Here is a 17,552-nt window from a genome sequence, read left to right on the forward strand (position 1 = left end):
ACATGATGAGTTTAAGCCTCTTCCGCCTTCTTGGCTTCATGCCGCAACAATAGCGGCGTCTGCGCAAGCGCGAAGGCGATGGTGAGCGGCATGATGCCGAAGACCTTGAAGCTCACCCAGAAATCCGTGCTCTGCGTGCGCCAGACGATCTCATTGAGCGCGGCGAGCGTGAAGAAGAACAGCGCCCAGCGAAGCGTGAGCTTGCGCCATCCTTCTTCAGTGAGATCGAAAACGCTGTCGAGCACGATCTCGAGCAGAGGTTTGCGGAAATAGAGGCCGCCGAGAAGGATCGCGCCGAACATCGTGTTCACGATGGTGGGCTTGAGCTTGATGAACGTCTCGTCCTGCAGGAAGAGCGTGAGCCCGCCGAACACCACCACCACGACGCCCGATACGAGCGGCATGATCGGCAGCTTGCGCAGAAGTGCGTAAGAAACCGCAAGCGCCACCAATGTCGCGCCGATGAAGAGAGCCGTTGCGAAGAAGATGCGCTGGCCCTCCGCAAAGCCGAACCGGTCCGCATAGGCATTCGCAACGAAGAAGAGAGCGAGCGGCCCGAGTTCGAGGGCGAGCTTGAGAAGGGGCGGGAGGCGCTTTTCGTTGGTCATGATATTGCTTCTAACCCGGCAATGGCTTTGGCGAAATCCCCTGCGGTGAAGGGCTCCAGGTCCTCCACGCCTTCGCCGACGCCGATGAAGTGGACGGGCAGCCCGAACTTGGCGGCGAGCGCCACCAGGATGCCGCCGCGCGCCGTGCCGTCGAGCTTGGTCATCACGAGGCCCGTGACGCCTGCGGCCTTCTGGAACAGCTCGACCTGGCTCACCGCATTCTGGCCGACCGTCGCATCGAGCACGAGGAGCGTGGCATGCGGTGCGCTCTCGTCGAATTTCTTGATCACGCGCACGATCTTCTCGAGCTCGGCCATGAGGCCGGCCTTGTTCTGCAACCGGCCTGCCGTGTCGATGAGCAGCACGTCGGTGCCATTCGCCTTCGCCTCCTGAAGCGCGTCGTAGGCGAGACCTGCCGCATCCGCGCCCTGCTCGCGGGCGAGAACCGGTGCGCCGACCCGCTCGCCCCACACTTTCAGCTGCTCGATGGCGGCGGCCCGGAAGGTATCGCCCGCTGCCAGCATCACCTTCAGACCCTGCTGCCGGAACTTTTGGCTCAGCTTGCCGATGGTCGTGGTTTTGCCTGCGCCGTTCACGCCGACCATGAGGATCACGAAAGGCTTCTTCGCGCGGTCGATGTTCAGCGCCTGGGCCACGGGCTGCAGCGTCTTCTCCACTTCGCTCGCGAGAATCGTGCGCACCTCCTGCGGCGAGATCTCCTTGTTGTAGCGGCCAGCCGAGATCGCCTCCGTGATCCGCATGGCGGTGGGCACGCCGAGATCGGCCTGGATCAGGGCATCCTCCAGATCCTGAAGCGTGGCATCGTCCAGCTTGCGCTTGGTGAAGAGGCCCGTGACGCTCTCCGACAGGGATGACGAGGTGCGGCGCATGCCCTCCGTCAGGCGCTGCCACCAGCCCCGCTTCTCCGCCGGGGCGGGCTGGGCTTCGGGAGCCGGAGCAACCGACCTTTCGGCCTCGGCCACATCGGGACGCGGCTGAGGCCCGGCCTCCGTCTCGATGCGCGGGATCGGCTCCTTCGGATTGCCGCCTTCCGGCTCCACGCCTTCGACGGGCTGCAGATCCGCCCCGGCAAGCTCAGGCGGCGTCTTGTTTTCCTCAGGCGTGTCGGGCGAGGCCGTCGTCACGGTCGGCGGAGCACCCGACAGATCGTCCGCACCCGTAGCCGGCGGGGAGGGCATGGCTTCCGGTTCGCCGCCCGCCTGCGGCGTCTGGGGAGCGACCTCGGGCTGAGTCTCCGCCTTACGCCCGAAGAGACGGGACAGGAATCCGGGCTTGTCGGGCTTCGTTTCGGCCATGGGTCTTAGCTGCCTCGTGAATGCTGGTGCCTGATTTAGTGCCTGTGCCTCGATAGCGCATCGTGCGGAAAAGTGGATCCGGTTTTCGCTGACGCGGACCTCCGGTTCCGCGCAAACGATGCGCCAGTATAAAGCGTAAGCATTGGATGAACCCCAAAAGTGAGTTCCACTTTTGGGTCCGATGCTCTAGCCGAGGCATCATGAATACGGAAGAGATAGTAAGCCGTTTGCTCTATCGCGATGCCCTGATGCTCGTGATCGACAAACCCGCCGGCTTAGCCGTGCATCCTGGCCCTAAAGGTGGCGAGACCTTGTTTCATCACCTCGATGCCTTGCGCTTCGGCCTGCCCCGGCGGCCTGAGGTCGCACACCGTCTCGACAAGGACACCTCCGGCTGCCTCGTGCTGGGCCGGCACCCGAAGGCCATCGCCCGCCTCAACGAGCTTTTCCGCAAGAACGAGGTCGACAAGGTCTATTGGGCCGTGGTCGAGGGCGGGCCTCCTGAGGACGAGGGCGAGATCGATCTGCCGCTTGCGCCGAAATCGCCCGATCGCGGCTGGTGGATGAAGGTGGACCCGAAGGGCCAGCCTTCGTTGACCAAGTGGCGGGTGCTCGGGCGCGCGGAAGGCCTCACGCTTCTCGAACTGCGTCCCATCACGGGCCGCACCCATCAGCTACGCGTCCATTGCGCCGCCATGAACTTCCCGATCCTGGGCGATCCGATCTACGGCACGGCCCCGCGTTTCCATGGCCCGGGCCTGCATCTCCATGCCCGCAGCATCACGGTGCCGCTCTACCCGAAGAAGCCCCCGATCGTTGTGGAAGCGCCGGTGCCGGAGCATATGCACGAACGGGTGAGACTATGTGGCGTCATCCCGGACGGCGCAGCCGATCCGGGATCGCTGGCTGAGTAAAGTGGAGGAGCCTCCCCTTGTCATTCCCGTGCAGACGGGAATCCATAAACACCGTCGGTGCAGACTGAAGGGCTGTCGTGGTTATGGATCCCGGCCTTCGCCGGGATGACAGTGTTCTATTCTGAAAACGATCCCGGGTTCCGCTTTGCGGCCCCGGAATGACGTTCAAATTACGCCGCCAGCAATTCCTTGCCGTCGTGACCGGCGATGGTGACCGGCACGATCTCTCCGGGCTTCACCTCGCCTGCGAAGCGCACGAGCGTAAATCCTTCCGTGCGGCCGAGCTGGTTGGTCTCGATCAGCACGTTGCGCTTTGCACCCACCTCCTTAGCGAGATGCTTCACCAGTGCGGCCTCGCCCTTCTCGCGAAGCCTGCGCGCGCGGTCCTTCACGACATCACGCGCGAGCTGCGGCATGCGCGCGGCGGGGGTGCCGGGGCGGGGTGAGAAGGGGAAGACGTGGAGATGCGTGAGGCTGCACTCGTCGACGATGTCGAGGGAGCGGGAAAACATCTCCTCCGTTTCCGTCGGGAAGCCCGCGATGATATCGGCGCCGAACACCATGTCCGGACGAAGGCGCTTCACCTGCTCGCAGAAGGCGATGGCATCGCCCCGCAGATGACGGCGCTTCATGCGCTTCAGGATCATGTCGTCGCCGGCCTGCAGCGAGAGATGCAGATGCGGCATCAGGCGGCTTTCGTTGGCGATCGCATCGAGGAGATCGTCGTCCGCCTCCACGGAGTCGATGGAGGAGATGCGAAGACGCTCGAGTTCAGGCACGTGGCGCAACAGGCTCTTCACCAGCGTGCCGAGCTGCGGCTCGCCCGGCAGATCCTTGCCGTAGCTCGTGATGTCGACGCCGGTGAGCACCACTTCGCGGGAGCCGTGCTCCACGAGGTTGCGCACCTGCTCCACCACCGCGCCCATGGGCACGGAGCGGGAATTGCCGCGGCCGTAAGGGATGATGCAGAAGGTGCAGCGGTGGTCGCAGCCGTTCTGCACCTGCACGAAGGCGCGGGTGCGTCCGCGCATGCCGTCGATGAGGTGCACGGCGGTTTCCTTCACCGCCATGATGTCGTTGACGAGAATCTTTTCGCTTTGCCCCACGCCGAAATCGCGCATGGAAGCCCAGGTCTCGGCCTTCATCTTTTCATGATTGCCGAGAACTTGAGCGACCTCCGGCATGGAGGCGAAGGTTTCAGGCTCCACTTGCGCGGCGCAGCCCGTCACGATGATCCGTGCATCGGGCTTTTCGCGCGCGATCTTGCGGATGGACTGGCGCGCCTGGCGCGTCGCCTCGGCGGTGACGGCGCAGGTGTTCACGATGACGACCTCGCCCAACCCAGCCTCTTCCGCGTCGCGCTGCATGGCCTCCGACTCGTAGGTGTTGAGCCGGCAGCCGAAGGTGACGACTTCGACGCTCATCAGGCCGCTCCCGCGAAGAGGGCAGGGGAGAAGAGGCCCTCGTGCTCCAGCTCAGTCTCGCCGGTCATGAGCACATGATCGTCGCTTTCGCGCCATTCGATCAGGAGATCGCCGCCGGGCAGCGAGATGGTGGCCTTGCGGCCCGCCAATCCCTTGCGGGCCGCGGCCACGAGAGTGGCGCAGGCCGCGGAGCCGCAGGCGCGGGTGGCGCCAGCGCCACGCTCCCATACGCGAAGCACGATGTGGTCGGGGCTCACCACTTCAGCGAAGGAAATGTTGGCGCGCTCGGGGAAAACCGGGTCGTGCTCGAGCTTCGGGCCGACGGCGGCCAGGTCGTAAGCCTTTGCATCCTTCACCCAGAAAACAGCGTGCGGGTTGCCCATGCTCACCACGGAAGGGTTCTGCAGCTCCGGGTGCTCAGGCAGATGCGTATCGACCGTGATCGAGCGGGTGTCGGAAACGGGATCGCGCAGGGGAATCTCGTTCCAGCCTAAGCGCGGCAGGCCCATGTCGACCGTAAAGACCGTGTCGGACACACGTGTCACCGGCAGGAGGCCGGCCTTGGTTTCGAGCACCAGGCCCTTGTCGTTGGAACGCCCGATGACCGGGTCCGCCACCATGGCCCAGGCGACACAGCGGGTGCCGTTGCCGCAGGCGCCGGATTCCGAACCGTCCGTGTTGTAGATGCGCATAAACGCGTCCGTGCCGGGGGAGGCCGGATCGTGCAGCACCATCAGCTGGTCGAAGCGCGAGCGCGGATCGGCCGCGATGGCGCGCGCTTCCGCAGCGCTCACGATATGGGGTGAGCCGCGCAGATCCAGCACGGTGATCTCGTTGCCGAGACCGTTCATCTTGAGAAAACGGTGGTTCGAAAGGGCGGTCATGGGCCGTATATGGCTGAAAACGCGAGGAATCGCGAGAGGGAAGGAGGCTGCCTGCGGCAATATCGTTAGCGCATCGTCCGGACCCGAAGGGCCGCGTCAGCGAAAAGTGGACCCGGTTTTCCGCACGATGCTCTGCTTGAAAGAGGAAGCATCGGATGGGTCCCAAAAGGGGAATCCACTTTTCACGTCCGAGGCTCTAGAGGGCCGGCAGGATTCGCGGAATGCTGGTGGCGATGATGATGAGGCCGACGCCGACCATGAGCGGGCGCGTCGGCACGCGGCTGACCAGAAACCCGCCCAAGGGAGCCGCCAGCACGCCGCCGACGATGAGGCCGGTTGCCGACCTCAGCTCCGACCAGCCCAGGGTCAGGATGAAGGTGGCGGAGATGACGATCGTGACCAGAAACTCGGTCAGGTTCGTGGAGCCGATCACGTGCCGGGGCGCGTGACCACGCCCGATGAGAGAACTCGTGACGATGGAACCCCATCCGCCTCCGCCTATGGCATCGAGCAGTCCGCCGCCGCCGCCGATCCAGGGCACGAGCCAGTCCTGCACCTCCCGCGGCCAGAGGGGCCTGAACGCCTTGAAGACGAGGTAGAGGCCGATCACCATCAGATAGGCGGAGACCATGGGCTGCATCATCTTCGCGTCGACGTTGGAGAGGACAAAGGCTCCGATGGCTCCGCCGATCATGCCGGCAGGGGCAAGCCGCGCGACGAGGCGCCAATCGACGTTACGGTGGAAGACGTGGGAGGCGCCGGAGGCGGCCGTGGTGAAGATTTCCGTCACATGGGTCACGGCGCTGGCCGTTGCCGGCGGAACGCCGAAGGCCAGAAGGCTCGTGGTGGAGAGCACGCCAAAAGCCATGCCGAGGGCCCCATCCACCAGCTGGGCCAGGAAGCCGATCCCGGCAAAGATCAAAAAGTCTTCCATTCTCGAAACAGCCCCGCGCGGTGGGAATGGTATCATAGCCACGATTTCAGGTTGGTTGAGAGCGGCCAAGCCGGTGGCCAGAGGATTTTTTATGCAGGTGTGGGAAAGCACCTGCTTCCATCCGTCCTCCACAGAGGAGGCCGGGGTACCTCGCGGCTCGACCAAAACCCTCTTATGCTCCGGCTCGTCACCATTTTGTGATTCGAGGCTTAAGGCTTTCCCATGCGGCTGCGCTCATCCCACTTCGTTCTTGTGCTTGCCCTCTGCTCGAGCGTAGCCCTGGCGCAGACACCTCCTGCCGCGAGCACGCCCCCGGCCGATCCGGCTCCAGCCGCTCAGGCACCGGCTTCAAGCGGCCCGGCTGTCTCGACACCGGCGCCTGCCGCTGCCGCTCCCGCGCCTTCCTCCTCTGAGACACCGGCCCAGCCGCAGCAGTCCACGACTGTACAGCCTGCGCCCACACCTGCTCCTGCTAATCCGGCGCCCGCCCAACAGACGGCGCGCACGACGCTCTTCCCCAACCCGAGCGATCCCACAGGGGTGGAAGAAGGCGTGCTCACCGCAAAGCCGGCTGTGGTGCTCGCCGGCACCAGCACCTGGGACGAGGCCTTCGACAGCCTCAAAAACGCAGTCGCCAAGCTCGATGGCGAGCTGAAGAAAGCGGGCATCTCGCCGACGGGCCGCCCGCTCACGATCTTCGTCGATACGGACGACAACGGGTTCAAGTTCGAGGCGATGATCCCGATCGCGCAGGTACCCGAGGGCAAGACCGAGCTGACCCCGGAGATCAAGTTCGGCAAGACGCCGGAAGGCAAGGCCTTCCGCTTCGTGCACAAGGATGCCTATGACGAGATCGACGGCACCTACGAGACGATCACGGCCTATCTCGACATCAAGGAAATCGTCGCCAAGGACGCCTTCATCGAGGAATACGTGAGCGAGTTCACGGATTCGCAGGACACGAATTTCGAGGTGAACATCTACGTTCAGCCGAAGTGATGATCGCTCTTTTCGACCTCGACGGGACCCTGACCGACCCCAAGGCAGGCATCACCCGCTCCATCCAGTATGCGCTCGAAAGGCTGGGCCGCCCCGTGCCTGAAGCGGATGCCCTGACATGGATGATCGGGCCGCCGCTGATTTCAGGTTTCACAAAGCTCCTCGGCGGGGCTGAGAATGCTCCCGAGGCGGTGCGCCTGTATCGCGAGCGCTTCAGCGAAGTCGGATTGTTCGAGAACGAGGTTTATCCGGATATTCCGGCGACCCTCGACGCTCTTCACGAGGTCGGATTTCAGCTCTTCGTCGCCACGTCCAAGCCTCATGTGTTCGCAAAGCGGATTATCCACCATTTCGGCCTGTCGCGGTTCTTTCGCGAGGTTTATGGCTCCGAACTCGATAACCGGAACGCCGACAAGCGCGACTTGATCCGCCATATTCTCGACCGGGAGCGGTTCGACCCCGCGACGGCGGTCATGATCGGCGACAGGGAGCACGATGCCATCGGTGCGCGCGCGAACGGCATTGCGGCCATAGGCGTGACCTGGGGCTATGGATCCCGGCAGGAGCTGCTGGATTCGGGCGTCGCCTGTCTGGTTGAGAAGCCATGCGATCTGCAGGAGCCGATCCTCACACTGACGGCGTCCATGCCTCTCCCGGCCTCAACGGCCTGAAGCGCTCCGATGAGATCTCCGCAGCCCGCAAGGCCACCGCTAGTTCCTGCGGCGGCTCCTCGATGCCTTCGTTAGTGAGGCGAAACGTGCCCCAGTGGTGACCGAGCGCCTGGTTGGGCGCGATGATCCGGAACACCTTCACCGCATCCTCCGGGTTCATATGCTGCGGCTCCATGAACCAGCGCGGCTCGTAGGCCCCGATGGGGAGATGCGCGAGGCGGATGCTGCCGAAGCGCTCGCGGACGGCATGGAAAATCCTGCCGTCGCCGAAGCCCGTATCGCCGATGTGATAGATCGTGCCCTGGGGCGTCGTGAGCAGATAAGCGCACCAGAGCGCCATGCGCCGGTCGTTGATGCCTCGCGCGGACCAGTGATAGGCGGGCTCCAGATGCGCGATGACGCCGTTGCCAAGCTCGACCGATCCGCCCCAGTCGCGCGTCTCGACCGCGATCTCCGGGTGCTCGGCTCGGATGATCGCATCGTTGCCCAAGGGCGCGACGAAGCGAGGGCGGTGGCGCTGCCAAAGTCGGCCCAAGGCATCGATGTCCAGGTGATCGTAATGATTGTGCGTGATCAGCACCGCGTGGATCGGGGGCAGGTCTTCAAACGCGATGCCGGGCGGGTTGACCCGCTTGGGGCCCGAGAAGGAGACGGGGCTCGCCCGTTCCGAAAAGACCGGATCGATGAGAATGTTGAGCCCCGCCACCTGGATCAGGAACGAGGCGTGGCCAATGAGCACCGTGCGCAGGCCTTTTACCTCAGCCGGGGGCTTGTCCTGAAAGGGGCTCGGGAAGATCTCCGGCCATTCCTTCCGCCCGCCGCCGAGCTGCCAGCGCAGCAATTCGGCAAAACCCTTGTCCTGCGGCTGGTTGGGCGAGAAGAACCGCACCCCGTCGAAATGGTCGGTCGGGGGCCCCTGGTAATAGCGGTTCGTGGCGCGGGCAGTTTTCATCCAGCCGAGGACGCCTGTCGCGGCGACAGCAGGGAAACTCAAGGTTTTCAGCAGGGTGCGGCGGTTCATTGGGACCTTCGAAGCAAGCAGAGCCTTTAAGCATGGTGATTGATATTTCTTGCCACAAGGCCCGGAAAAAGCGGGGCTTTTCCGGTCTTTTCTTGACTCCCGCTCCCCTTTCGTCTATCGCCTGACCGCAAATCTGTAGAGCGAGCCCCTTTGAGCCGCCGACCAGCCCGAGAGGCTGGAGGTCAACGTCCGACAGCGCGATGCGCCCTCGGGCGCGTTTCTCTTTGGGTCTTTCTCTCGCCCGTCATGACCGGGCTTGTCCCGGTCATCCACGCCTCCTCGCCTTGCGCTTGAAAGACGTGGATGGCCGCATCAAGTGCGACCATGACGAAAGAGGATGGATGGATGTCGAAGGATACATTGCGCATCGAGGACGCGGTCAACGAGACCTGCCCGTGGTCGGGAAAGCCGATCGCGGCGGATTCGCTCACCCTCTATCGCGGCGAGGTGGTCGGCTTCTGCAATCCCGGCTGCCGCGACAAGTTCGAAGCGGCGATCAATCACTTTGAAAAGGCCCTTGCGGATCGCGATGTACCCCTCATCGCAAAAGGAATTGATTGATCATGTTTGAAGGCCTTTCCGATAAACTTTCCAACATCCTGAATTCGCTGACGCGCCGTGGCGCGCTGACGGAAGAGGATGTGAATGCGGCCCTTCGCGAAGTCCGGCGCGCGCTGTTAGAGGCCGACGTGGCGCTCGAGGTCGTCCGCTCCTTCACGGACAAGGTGCGTGCCCGCGCGGTCGGCGCCGAGGTCATCAAGTCGGTCTCCCCCGGCCAGCAGGTGGTGAAGATCGTCCATGACCAGCTCGTGGAGATGCTGGGCGCGGACGCGGAGGTGATCAGCCTCAACGCGGTTCCGCCCGTCGGCATCCTCATGGTCGGTCTGCAGGGCTCGGGTAAGACGACCACCACCGCCAAGATCGCCAAGCGTCTGACGGATCGCGAAAACCGCCGCGTTCTCATGGCCTCGCTCGATACGCGCCGTCCGGCAGCGATGGAGCAGCTCGCCGTGCTCGGCAAGCAGGTTGGCGTCGATACGCTCCCCATCGTGGCGGGCCAAACGGCGGTGCAGATCGCCCGTCGTGCCATGGAGGCCGCGCGCCTCGGCGGTTACGATGTGGTGATGCTCGATACCGCCGGTCGCGTGACCGTCGACGAGGCGCTGATGGTGGAAGCCGCCGACGTGCGCGCCGCCACCAACCCGCACGAGGTTCTGCTCGTGGCGGATGCGCTCACCGGTCAGGACGCGGTCAACACCGCCCGCGCCTTCGACGAGCGCCTTGGCGTCACCGGCATCGTGCTCACCCGTATGGATGGTGACGCGCGCGGTGGTGCTGCTCTGTCGATGCGCGCCGTCACGGGCAAGCCGATCAAGCTCATCGGTACGGGCGAAAAGGTCGATGCGCTGGAGGAATTCCATCCCTCGCGCGTTGCCAGCCGCATCCTCGGCATGGGCGACATCGTCTCGCTGGTCGAGAAGGCGGCCGAGACCATCGACCACGAAAAGGCCCAGCGCATTGCGGAGAAGATGCGCAAGGGCAAGTTCGACCTGGAAGACCTGCGCGATCAGCTCTCCCAGATGGAAAAGATCGGCGGCATCGGCGGCCTGATGGGCATGCTGCCCGGCGTCGCCAAGATGAAGTCGCAGCTCGAAAACGCGAATATCGATGACAAGGTCATCAAGCGTCAGCGCGCGATCATCGATTCCATGACGCCCGCCGAGCGCCGCAACCCGGACATCCTGAAGGCGTCGCGCAAGAAGCGCATCGCGGCAGGCTCCGGCGCCAAGGTCGAGGACATCAACAAGCTCCTCAAGATGCACCGCCAGATGGCCGACGTCATGAAGATGATGGGCGGCGGCAAGGCCAAGGGCATGGCGGGTGCGCTTGGAAAAATGTTCGGAATCGGCGGTGGCGGCATGCCCCAGCCGACTCCTGAGCAGATCGAGGCGCTGCAGAAGCAGATGGGCGGCAAGCTCCCCGATTTTCCGGGCGGTGCCGGAGGCGCTCTCCCGCCCATGCCGAAGGGCGTTCCCGGCCTGCCGGGTCTCGGCGGCGCGCCAAAGATCCCCGGGTTGCCTGGCCTCGGCGGCTTCCCGTTCGGAAAGAAGAAATGAGTTTGAGGTTCACCGTCATTCCGGGGCCGCGTCAGCGGAGCCCGACCCGAAGGGCCGCGCCGGAGGCGTGGAAATCCATAACCACTGTCGGTTCTCAACCCGGCGCCGTCAGCGGTTATGGATCCCCGCCTTCGCGGGGATGACACCGAAGAAGTTTGATCACAGGACACTAGAAGGAGTTACCCATGTCCCTGAAGATCCGTCTCACCCGTGGTGGTGCGAAGAAGCGTCCCTACTACCGCATCGTCGTTGCCGACTCGCGCTCCCCGCGCGATGGCCGCTTCATCGAGAAGGTCGGCACCTACGACCCGATGAAGCCGAAGGACGACGCTGGCCGCGTGACCCTCGAGGTCGAGAAGATCCAGGCCTGGCTCGCCAAGGGCGCCCAGCCGACCGACCGCGTCCTGCGCTTCCTCGACGCCGCCGGCCTCCTGAAGCGTCCGGCCCGCAACAACCCGCAGAAGGCCGTTCCGGGCAAGAAGGCCCAGGAGCGCGCCGAGGCCAAGGCCGCCGCTGCTGCCGCTGGTGAAGGCGAGGCTGCTTAATTCTCATGACAAAGCGCGAGCGTTCCCAACAACGCTCCGCCTCACCCCTCCCCCCTGTGGGGAGGGGCGGGGGTGGGGGTGCGAGCGTCAAGACGACAAACCATGGCGCTGACACCCCCACCTCCATCTCCTCCCCATGCAAGTCGGGTGTTCCCGACTTGCGCAAGGATGAGCGGATCTCGGGAACACCCGAGATCCGTGGGGGAGGAGGGCTTGCTTCGTACCAGGGAAAGGATCTCGTCCTGGTCGGCGAGTTCGGTCGCGCGCATGGCCTCAAAGGCGAAGTGCGGCTGAAATCCCATACCGGCGATCCGCGGGCGATTGCCGATTACAAGCCGCTCATTGCGGCAAATGGCAAAACTTACTTCCTCAAGAATGTTCGGCAGGCTCCCGGCGGCGCACCCGATCTCCTGATCGCAATCGTCGATGGCGTGACCACGCGCGAAGCCTCCGAGGCCCTCAATCGCGTGCAGCTCTATGTGGAGCGCGACAAGCTTCCGCCGCCTGACGAAGAAGATGAATTCCTGCTCGCGGATCTGATCGGCCTTGCCGTTCAGAACGAGGCGGGCGAAACCATCGGCACCATCGTCGGCGTGCCGAATTACGGCGGCGGCGATCTTCTCGAGATTGCGCCTGCGCAAAAGGGCCCGACCGCGCTTCTGCCGTTCACCAAGGCCTTCGTGCCGGTGGTCGACATCGCCGGAAAGCGCGTCATTGCAGCCCTCCCGGACGATTTCTTCGAGATCGGCAAGCCCGAATCCGGTGAGGATCGCGCGTGAGTTTTTCTGCGACCATCCTCACGCTTTACCCTGAGATGTTTCCAGGCCCCTTAGGCCTGTCGCTGTCCGGCGATGCGCTTTCACGTGGTGTCTGGTCGCTGGAGACCAGGAACATCCGCGATCACGGCCTCGGCCGTCACCGCGCAGTGGACGATACGCCCGCCGGTGGTGGCCCCGGCATGGTGATCCGCTGCGATGTGCTGGCCAATGCCATCGATGCGGCGATACCCGCCGATGATCCGCGTCCGAAGCTCCTCATGAGCCCGCGCGGCAAGCCGCTCACTCAAAGCTACGTGCGTGAGCTCGCATCCGGCCCCGGCATCGTCATCGTCTGCGGCCGGTTCGAGGGCGTGGACGAGCGCGTGATCGAAGCACGCGGCCTGCTAGAGGTGTCCATCGGCGATTACGTGCTCTCCGGCGGCGAGATCGCGGCGATGATCGTGCTCGATTCTTGCGTGCGGCTGCTCTCAGGTGTCATGGGCAAGGAAGCCTCCGGCACGGAGGAGAGCTTCGAGTCGAACCGCCTCGAATACCCGCACTACACACGGCCTCGCGAATGGGAAGGGCGCACGATCCCCGACGTGCTGCTGTCGGGCAACCACGCCGCCATCGAGCGCTGGCGGCGGGAAGAATCGGAACGGATCACGCGGGAGCGGCGGCCGGATCTGCTGGAGCGGTAACGGCTCTTCTCCGTCAGGACTTCGAGCGTCTCACAAACCGCCCTGAGCCTCATCCTGAGGAGCAGACTTCGTCTGCTCCTCAGGATGAGGGGTTCTTAAAGCTCTCTTCGAGCTTCGCGCCATAGGTTCTGAGATACTTCATCCCCGTATCGCACATCACGGTGACGATGGTGGCACCAGGCCCCAGTCGTTCGGCCAGGCGCAGGGCTGCGATGACGTTGGCACCCGTGGACGTTCCTGCGAAGAGACCTTCCTCTCGCGCCAACCGAAGGGCCATCGCCGTGGCTTCCTCGGTTGAAACCTGCTCGATGGCATTGGCGATGCTCTCGTGCCAGAGCGGCACGACATAGCCGGCGCCGATCCCGTCGATCTTGTGGGCGCCCGACGGGCCGCTTGACAGCACAGCGGATTCGGCGGGCTCCACCGCGACGATGCTGATGCGCTCATCATGCCGCCGCAGACCTTCCGCGATGCCCCGCAGGGAGGCTGCGGTGCCCACGCTCTGGACGAAGCCGTCGATCCTGCCGCCTGTCTGGCTCCAGATTTCATCCGCCATCGCATGATAGGCCGCAAGCTGATCCCGGTTCTTCATCTGGTCGGTCCAGAAGGCACCCGTCTCCCCAGCGATGGCGCGGGCCGCCTCGATCATGTCCTTGGTGAGCTTTTCCGTCATGCGCCCGGAATCGCTCGGAATGACCTGGAGCTTCGCTCCGAGAATCCTCATGTGATCGAGCTTTTCGCGCGCAAACGCATCGGACGTGACGATGTGCAGGGGATGCCCTTTCACCGCACAGACGAGGGACAAGGATACGCCGGTGCTACCGCCGGTATATTCGACGACCGGGCCGCCTGACGCCAAGCGTCCATCCGCCTCTGCTGCCTCGATCATGGCAAGTGCCATGCGATCCTTCATGCTGCCCGTCGGATTCTCGTTTTCCAGCTTCACCAGGATGCGGGCGCCGTGCGACGGTACGATCTTGCGCAAGGCGAGCAGGGACGTGTTGCCGATGTGATCAAGAAGGCTCTGCTGCTTTTCGCTCATGATCTGCGCTTTCTTCGCGAGCTGATCCGAAGCCTTCGATAGGCGCGCGTGATCGTCCTGTCAGGTCCGAAATCCGGACTTCTCCGCTCAAACGACCCGTGCTAGCGCTTGATCATGTCGGGCTACGGTCAATTCTGCTCCGTTGCGCGCGCCCATGAAGCCATCGGCGGGCGCTGGACCTTGCTTGTCGTGCGCGAACTCCTCTGCGGCAGCCGCCGCTTCAACGACATCCGTCGCGGTATCCCGCGCATCTCCCGCACCATGCTCTCGGAACGGCTGCAGGAACTGGTTCATGTCGGAGCCGTCATGCGCATCGAGGGCGAGCATGGTCCCGAATACGCGCTCACCGAGGCAGGTCGGGAGCTCATGACCCTGGTGGGCGCTCTCGGCACCTGGGGTCAGCGATGGCTGCCACGACACGCGCAGGACGAGGACCTCGAACTCGAACCTCTGCTCGTCGACATGCAAAGGCGCGTCCGTACCGACGCGCTGCCCAAGGATCCGATCGTGGTCCGCTTCGACATCGACGGGCGGCACAAGCCCCGCTTCATGCTGCTGCGAGCGGGAGAAGCTACGCTCTGCGCGCATAATCCAGGCTTTCCGGAGCCCTTACGTGTTCGGGCGCGCCTGCACGCCTTGGCCGCTTGGTGGCGTGGGGATGAAGACTTTGCCGAAGCACAGCGGATGGGTCTGACGGTGGAGGGGCCGAAGGAACTGGCGCGGGCGTTTCCGGACTGGTTCGAGCGGTATCTCTTCGCACATATCGGCCCAGCGATCCGGAGGTGAGAGGAGGGCATCATTCCCGACCTGCGCTCCCCGACGATCACGCGGCCATGGAGCGCTAGCGCATTTTCGGTGAAGTGGATCCGGTTCACCGTCAAACAATGCGGCTCAGCAAAGAAGAGAGCTGATTCCATCCCAATGGAAACAGCTCTAAAGCGTCTCCACACGCGGAACGTCGATCCGAACGGGGCGATTAACAAGGCGGGGCCTTCGATCAGAGGAGATCGACATGGTCAGCAAATTCATCCTCGGAACAGCATTTGCATTCGTTCTTGCCGGACCTGGTATCGCCGGACCATGCACGCAGCGTCTGGCCGATCTCGAAAAATCCATTTCGGCCAGACAGGAGGGGGCAGGACCTGCGCTGGATGCGCCCGCGACGACAGGCTCTACGGGATCAGAGGCATCTCCCAGTCCAGGACAGGGGGTAAACGTTACCGCCCGGAGCCAAAGTCGCAATGAGGCCATGCAGATGATCCAGCGGGCCAAGCAACTCGATCAGCAAGGCAAGGAAGCCGAGTGCATGGACATGGCGACGAAGATCGGCGCTATGGCTCCGCCGGATACCAAATAGGGAGCTGGACTCGTCGCCCGCGAACGCATCGTACCTGCGGGCGATCTTAGTGTCGTATCATCCACGCTCCAGCGCCGCGCGGTTTGTCAGGCGGTTCAGGCCCAGCTGCCATTTGAGATTCACTCCCGCGCTGCCGATCAGGATCAGCAGGATGCCGCTCCATTGGTTCAGAGACAGCGTGCGGCCGAAGGCCAGGTGATCGACCAGAATAGCCACCACCGGATAGGTGAAGGAGAGCACCGCGATCACAGTCGTCGGCAGCTTCTGAAGGGCCGAGTACAGGAAGATGTACATGATGCAGGTGTGAACCACGCCGAGCACCACCAGGCACCCCCATTGCGCCGCATCGACGGGCAGGTGGGAGAAATCGGCGAGAGGCAGAAGCAGCAACGTGCCGAGGATCGCCTGCACGAGAGCGATCACGTGAGGCGAAAAACCCTTGAGCCGCTTGATGATCACGGAAGCCACCGCATAGAGCAGGGCTGCTCCCAAGGCCTGGAGGAGCCCGATCATGTAGCCGCTCGTGAGGTTAAGGCTTGCCGCGTCGATCTGCGTCACCAGCAGGAGGCCGGCAAAGGCAAGGGCCACGAAGCCCAGCATGTCCGCCGTGGGCCGCTCGCCGAACAGAACCGCGCCGAGCAGAATGAGGAAGAAGGGCTGCGTGTTGTAGACGGCGGTCGCGATCGAGATCGACGCATGGCCGTAGGATGAGAAGAGCAGCACCCAGTTCAGGACGATGGCCGCACCGGCCACAAGCGTGAGGCTCAAGGCTTTGGTCGTGAAGCGCCAGGGCAGCAGCAGGCCCCTGGCTGCGCAATAGACGAAGAGACCGACGGCGCCGAACAGGCAGCGGAAGAACACCACGTTCCAGACGCTCTGCCCGGATTCGACGACGAAGAAGCCGATGGTGCCCGAAAGCGTCATTGCGGCGATCATTTCCAGCCGTCCGGACAGCGCGGATGATGTCTTCATGGCTCGTCCTCCTGAACGAGGCAGCACTTTACCCTCTTCAGGAGGCGATGTACTTTATGGTTCGAAGCCGAATCAACCTTTTTGGCTTATGAATCGATGGCGGCACCAGCAAAGAACCTCAGAAACAAAAGCGATGTTCTCGATGAGGTCGACCAAGCCCTGATCGCGCTTCTCTCGGAGAATGCGCGCCTTCCGATGGCGGAACTGGCCCGGAGCGTGGGTCTGTCTGCCCCCAGCGTGGCGGAGCGTCTGCGGCGATTGGAGGAGGACGGCGTGGTGAAGGCCTATCGGGTCGAGATCGACCCCAAGGCCTTAGGCTATACGCTCACCGCCATCGTGCGCATCCGCCCCCTGCCGGGCCAGCTCCACGCCGTCGAGAAGCTCCTAGTGGAGAGCCCCGAGGTGGTGGAATGCGACAAGGTCACCGGCGATGACTGCTATGTGGCCCGCTACCTCCTGCGGTCGATCGAGGAACTCGACCCGATCCTTGAGCGGATCGCCCAGCGTGCCCAGACGAGCACCTCCATCGTCAAGACATCGCCCGTCAGGCGCAGGCTCCCGCCGATAGGGTGAAGGCTGGGGCTAGATCCCCATCGACAAAGTGGGAAAACTCCTGTATAGCGCCGGCCTCAACTTAAAACAGGACGCCGAAATCCCGCTGGCTTGAGCATGTCTCAAGACCATGCAACGGCAGGAGCAAGACCATGAACATCATCCAGCAGCTCGAGCAGGAGCAGATTGCCAAGCTCGGCAAGAAGATCCCCGACTTCCAGCCCGGCGATACCGTGATCGTCAACGTGAAGGTGAAGGAAGGCGAGCGCACCCGTGTGCAGGCCTATGAAGGCGTCTGCATCGCCCGTTCCGGTGGCGGCCTCCAGGAGAGCTTCACGGTCCGCAAGATTTCCTACGGCGAAGGCGTGGAGCGCGTGTTCCCGATCTATTCGCCGAACGTCGAGTCCATCAAGGTCGTGCGCCGCGGTGCCGTCCGTCGCGCCAAGCTCTACTATCTGCGCGACCGTCGCGGCAAGTCGGCCCGTATCGCCGAGCGCGCCGAGCGCCGCGAGACCTCCGAAGCCGCCGAGTGAGGCCTTCATTCAGCAAGTTTCCCGAAAAGCGCGGTGCGAACCGCGCTTTTTGCTTATGGCGATAAGCGTCGCTGCTGGCTCCTCGCAAAAGAATTTTATTGCGCGTTTCGGGCAATCGGCTATGCGATACTTTCAAAGCGGTGCGCGTTCAGGACGCCTTTTCCTTCTGCGCGGGTGCCGTTAGAAGACGACCACGACATTTTT

The 17,552-nt window shown here is 63.6% G+C and carries 20 protein-coding genes; 12 read left to right on the forward strand and 8 right to left on the reverse strand.

Features of this window, described 5'->3' with window-relative positions; all coding sequences use genetic code 11:
• Positions 1–11: 11 nt before the first annotated feature.
• Both DC522_RS10160 and ftsY read right to left on the reverse strand, forming a co-directional pair.
• Entirely contained in the window at positions 12–608 is a 597-nt protein-coding gene (locus DC522_RS10160; RefSeq protein WP_116528592.1) for a septation protein A, read from the reverse strand.
• Entirely contained in the window at positions 605–1,924 is a 1,320-nt protein-coding gene (ftsY, locus tag DC522_RS10165; protein ID WP_116528593.1) for a signal recognition particle-docking protein FtsY, read from the reverse strand. Before ftsY ends, DC522_RS10160 begins: the two co-directional genes overlap by 4 nt.
• 200 nt (positions 1,925–2,124) lie before the next feature.
• On the opposite strand from ftsY, the gene DC522_RS10170 reads away from it, so the two are divergent.
• Positions 2,125–2,838 (forward strand): RluA family pseudouridine synthase, encoded by a 714-nt coding sequence (locus tag DC522_RS10170; RefSeq protein WP_116528594.1) that lies wholly within the window; start codon positions 2,125–2,127, stop codon positions 2,836–2,838.
• A 170-nt stretch (positions 2,839–3,008) separates the two neighbouring features.
• On the opposite strand, the gene mtaB is transcribed toward DC522_RS10170, so the two are convergent.
• From mtaB to DC522_RS10185, 3 genes are all read right to left on the reverse strand, one after another.
• Positions 3,009–4,262: a tRNA (N(6)-L-threonylcarbamoyladenosine(37)-C(2))-methylthiotransferase MtaB gene (gene mtaB, locus DC522_RS10175; protein WP_116528595.1), complete on the reverse strand. Its 1,254-nt coding sequence runs from the start codon at positions 4,260–4,262 to the stop codon at positions 3,009–3,011.
• Positions 4,262–5,146: a diaminopimelate epimerase gene (dapF, locus tag DC522_RS10180; RefSeq protein WP_116528596.1), complete on the reverse strand. Its 885-nt coding sequence runs from the start codon at positions 5,144–5,146 to the stop codon at positions 4,262–4,264. The genes mtaB and dapF overlap by 1 nt, the downstream gene beginning before the upstream one ends.
• 196 nt (positions 5,147–5,342) lie before the next feature.
• Positions 5,343–6,080, reverse strand: coding sequence for a sulfite exporter TauE/SafE family protein (locus DC522_RS10185; protein ID WP_116528597.1), 738 nt, complete (start codon positions 6,078–6,080; stop codon positions 5,343–5,345).
• A 222-nt stretch (positions 6,081–6,302) separates the two neighbouring features.
• Between DC522_RS10185 and DC522_RS10190 the strand changes: the two genes are divergently transcribed.
• The gene (locus DC522_RS10190) at positions 6,303–7,079 is read left to right on the forward strand and encodes a GyrI-like domain-containing protein (protein WP_116528598.1); all 777 of its coding nucleotides are present in this window, start codon (positions 6,303–6,305) and stop codon (positions 7,077–7,079) included.
• A complete protein-coding gene (locus DC522_RS10195; RefSeq protein WP_165820116.1) occupies positions 7,076–7,750 on the forward strand; it encodes an HAD family hydrolase in 675 nt (224 codons plus the stop codon). Before DC522_RS10190 ends, DC522_RS10195 begins: the two co-directional genes overlap by 4 nt.
• Here DC522_RS10195 and DC522_RS10200 read toward each other — a convergent pair.
• Positions 7,707–8,771, reverse strand: coding sequence for an MBL fold metallo-hydrolase (locus DC522_RS10200; RefSeq protein ID WP_116528600.1), 1,065 nt, complete (start codon positions 8,769–8,771; stop codon positions 7,707–7,709). The two genes, DC522_RS10195 and DC522_RS10200, sit on opposite strands and share 44 nt — an antisense overlap.
• Before the next feature lie 345 nt (positions 8,772–9,116).
• On the opposite strand from DC522_RS10200, the gene DC522_RS10205 reads away from it, so the two are divergent.
• The 5 genes from DC522_RS10205 to trmD all read left to right on the forward strand — a co-directional run bounded on the left by DC522_RS10205 (position 9,117) and on the right by trmD (position 12,892).
• Positions 9,117–9,332 (forward strand): glutathione S-transferase, encoded by a 216-nt coding sequence (locus tag DC522_RS10205; RefSeq protein ID WP_116528678.1) that lies wholly within the window; start codon positions 9,117–9,119, stop codon positions 9,330–9,332.
• Positions 9,333–9,334: 2 nt separating this feature from the next.
• Positions 9,335–10,888: a signal recognition particle protein gene (gene ffh, locus DC522_RS10210; protein WP_116528601.1), complete on the forward strand. Its 1,554-nt coding sequence runs from the start codon at positions 9,335–9,337 to the stop codon at positions 10,886–10,888.
• Between the two features lie 185 nt (positions 10,889–11,073).
• The gene (gene rpsP / locus DC522_RS10215) at positions 11,074–11,433 is read left to right on the forward strand and encodes a 30S ribosomal protein S16 (protein WP_116528602.1); all 360 of its coding nucleotides are present in this window, start codon (positions 11,074–11,076) and stop codon (positions 11,431–11,433) included.
• Positions 11,434–11,609: 176 nt separating this feature from the next.
• Entirely contained in the window at positions 11,610–12,212 is a 603-nt protein-coding gene (gene rimM, locus DC522_RS10220) for a ribosome maturation factor RimM (RefSeq protein WP_371679301.1), read from the forward strand.
• Entirely contained in the window at positions 12,209–12,892 is a 684-nt protein-coding gene (gene trmD, locus DC522_RS10225; RefSeq protein ID WP_116528603.1) for a tRNA (guanosine(37)-N1)-methyltransferase TrmD, read from the forward strand. Before rimM ends, trmD begins: the two co-directional genes overlap by 4 nt.
• Before the next feature lie 79 nt (positions 12,893–12,971).
• Here trmD and DC522_RS10230 read toward each other — a convergent pair whose 3' ends face one another.
• Entirely contained in the window at positions 12,972–13,934 is a 963-nt protein-coding gene (locus tag DC522_RS10230) for a PLP-dependent cysteine synthase family protein (protein WP_116528604.1), read from the reverse strand.
• 114 nt (positions 13,935–14,048) lie between these two features.
• Here DC522_RS10230 and DC522_RS10235 point away from each other — a divergent pair, with 114 nt between their 5' ends.
• A complete protein-coding gene (locus DC522_RS10235; protein WP_116528605.1) occupies positions 14,049–14,720 on the forward strand; it encodes a helix-turn-helix domain-containing protein in 672 nt (223 codons plus the stop codon).
• 226 nt (positions 14,721–14,946) lie between these two features.
• Complete coding sequence (locus tag DC522_RS10240) at positions 14,947–15,291, forward strand: hypothetical protein (RefSeq protein WP_116528606.1); 345 nt, start codon at positions 14,947–14,949, stop codon at positions 15,289–15,291.
• 57 nt (positions 15,292–15,348) lie between these two features.
• On the opposite strand, the gene DC522_RS10245 is transcribed toward DC522_RS10240, so the two are convergent.
• Positions 15,349–16,263: a DMT family transporter gene (locus DC522_RS10245; RefSeq protein ID WP_116528607.1), complete on the reverse strand. Its 915-nt coding sequence runs from the start codon at positions 16,261–16,263 to the stop codon at positions 15,349–15,351.
• Between the two features lie 96 nt (positions 16,264–16,359).
• On the opposite strand from DC522_RS10245, the gene DC522_RS10250 reads away from it, so the two are divergent.
• Together DC522_RS10250 and rplS are read left to right on the forward strand one after the other, a co-directional pair.
• Complete coding sequence (locus DC522_RS10250; RefSeq protein ID WP_116528608.1) at positions 16,360–16,836, forward strand: Lrp/AsnC family transcriptional regulator; 477 nt, start codon at positions 16,360–16,362, stop codon at positions 16,834–16,836.
• A gap of 131 nt (positions 16,837–16,967) precedes the next feature.
• The gene (rplS, locus tag DC522_RS10255) at positions 16,968–17,348 is read left to right on the forward strand and encodes a 50S ribosomal protein L19 (protein ID WP_116528609.1); all 381 of its coding nucleotides are present in this window, start codon (positions 16,968–16,970) and stop codon (positions 17,346–17,348) included.
• The last annotated feature ends 204 nt before the right edge of the window (positions 17,349–17,552 follow it).

It is taken from the genome of Microvirga sp. KLBC 81, from assembly GCF_003075415.1.
GTDB lineage: Bacteria > Pseudomonadota > Alphaproteobacteria > Rhizobiales > Beijerinckiaceae > Microvirga.

What these genes read in the sequence shown, in the direction of transcription:
- DC522_RS10160 (WP_116528592.1), bottom strand. Translation starts at nt 608, where the DNA reads ATGACCAACGAAAAGCGCCTCCCGCCCCTTCTCAAGCTCGCCCTCGAA.
- ftsY (WP_116528593.1), bottom strand. Translation starts at nt 1,924, where the DNA reads ATGGCCGAAACGAAGCCCGACAAGCCCGGATTCCTGTCCCGTCTCTTC.
- DC522_RS10170 (WP_116528594.1), top strand. Translation starts at nt 2,125, where the DNA reads ATGAATACGGAAGAGATAGTAAGCCGTTTGCTCTATCGCGATGCCCTG.
- mtaB (WP_116528595.1), bottom strand. Translation starts at nt 4,262, where the DNA reads ATGAGCGTCGAAGTCGTCACCTTCGGCTGCCGGCTCAACACCTACGAG.
- dapF (WP_116528596.1), bottom strand. Translation starts at nt 5,146, where the DNA reads ATGACCGCCCTTTCGAACCACCGTTTTCTCAAGATGAACGGTCTCGGC.
- DC522_RS10185 (WP_116528597.1), bottom strand. Translation starts at nt 6,080, where the DNA reads ATGGAAGACTTTTTGATCTTTGCCGGGATCGGCTTCCTGGCCCAGCTG.
- DC522_RS10190 (WP_116528598.1), top strand. Translation starts at nt 6,303, where the DNA reads ATGCGGCTGCGCTCATCCCACTTCGTTCTTGTGCTTGCCCTCTGCTCG.
- DC522_RS10200 (WP_116528600.1), bottom strand. Translation starts at nt 8,771, where the DNA reads ATGAACCGCCGCACCCTGCTGAAAACCTTGAGTTTCCCTGCTGTCGCC.
- DC522_RS10205 (WP_116528678.1), top strand. Translation starts at nt 9,117, where the DNA reads ATGTCGAAGGATACATTGCGCATCGAGGACGCGGTCAACGAGACCTGC.
- ffh (WP_116528601.1), top strand. Translation starts at nt 9,335, where the DNA reads ATGTTTGAAGGCCTTTCCGATAAACTTTCCAACATCCTGAATTCGCTG.
- rpsP (WP_116528602.1), top strand. Translation starts at nt 11,074, where the DNA reads ATGTCCCTGAAGATCCGTCTCACCCGTGGTGGTGCGAAGAAGCGTCCC.
- DC522_RS10230 (WP_116528604.1), bottom strand. Translation starts at nt 13,934, where the DNA reads ATGAGCGAAAAGCAGCAGAGCCTTCTTGATCACATCGGCAACACGTCC.
- DC522_RS10235 (WP_116528605.1), top strand. Translation starts at nt 14,049, where the DNA reads ATGTCGGGCTACGGTCAATTCTGCTCCGTTGCGCGCGCCCATGAAGCC.
- DC522_RS10240 (WP_116528606.1), top strand. Translation starts at nt 14,947, where the DNA reads ATGGTCAGCAAATTCATCCTCGGAACAGCATTTGCATTCGTTCTTGCC.
- DC522_RS10245 (WP_116528607.1), bottom strand. Translation starts at nt 16,263, where the DNA reads ATGAAGACATCATCCGCGCTGTCCGGACGGCTGGAAATGATCGCCGCA.
- DC522_RS10250 (WP_116528608.1), top strand. Translation starts at nt 16,360, where the DNA reads ATGGCGGCACCAGCAAAGAACCTCAGAAACAAAAGCGATGTTCTCGAT.
- rplS (WP_116528609.1), top strand. Translation starts at nt 16,968, where the DNA reads ATGAACATCATCCAGCAGCTCGAGCAGGAGCAGATTGCCAAGCTCGGC.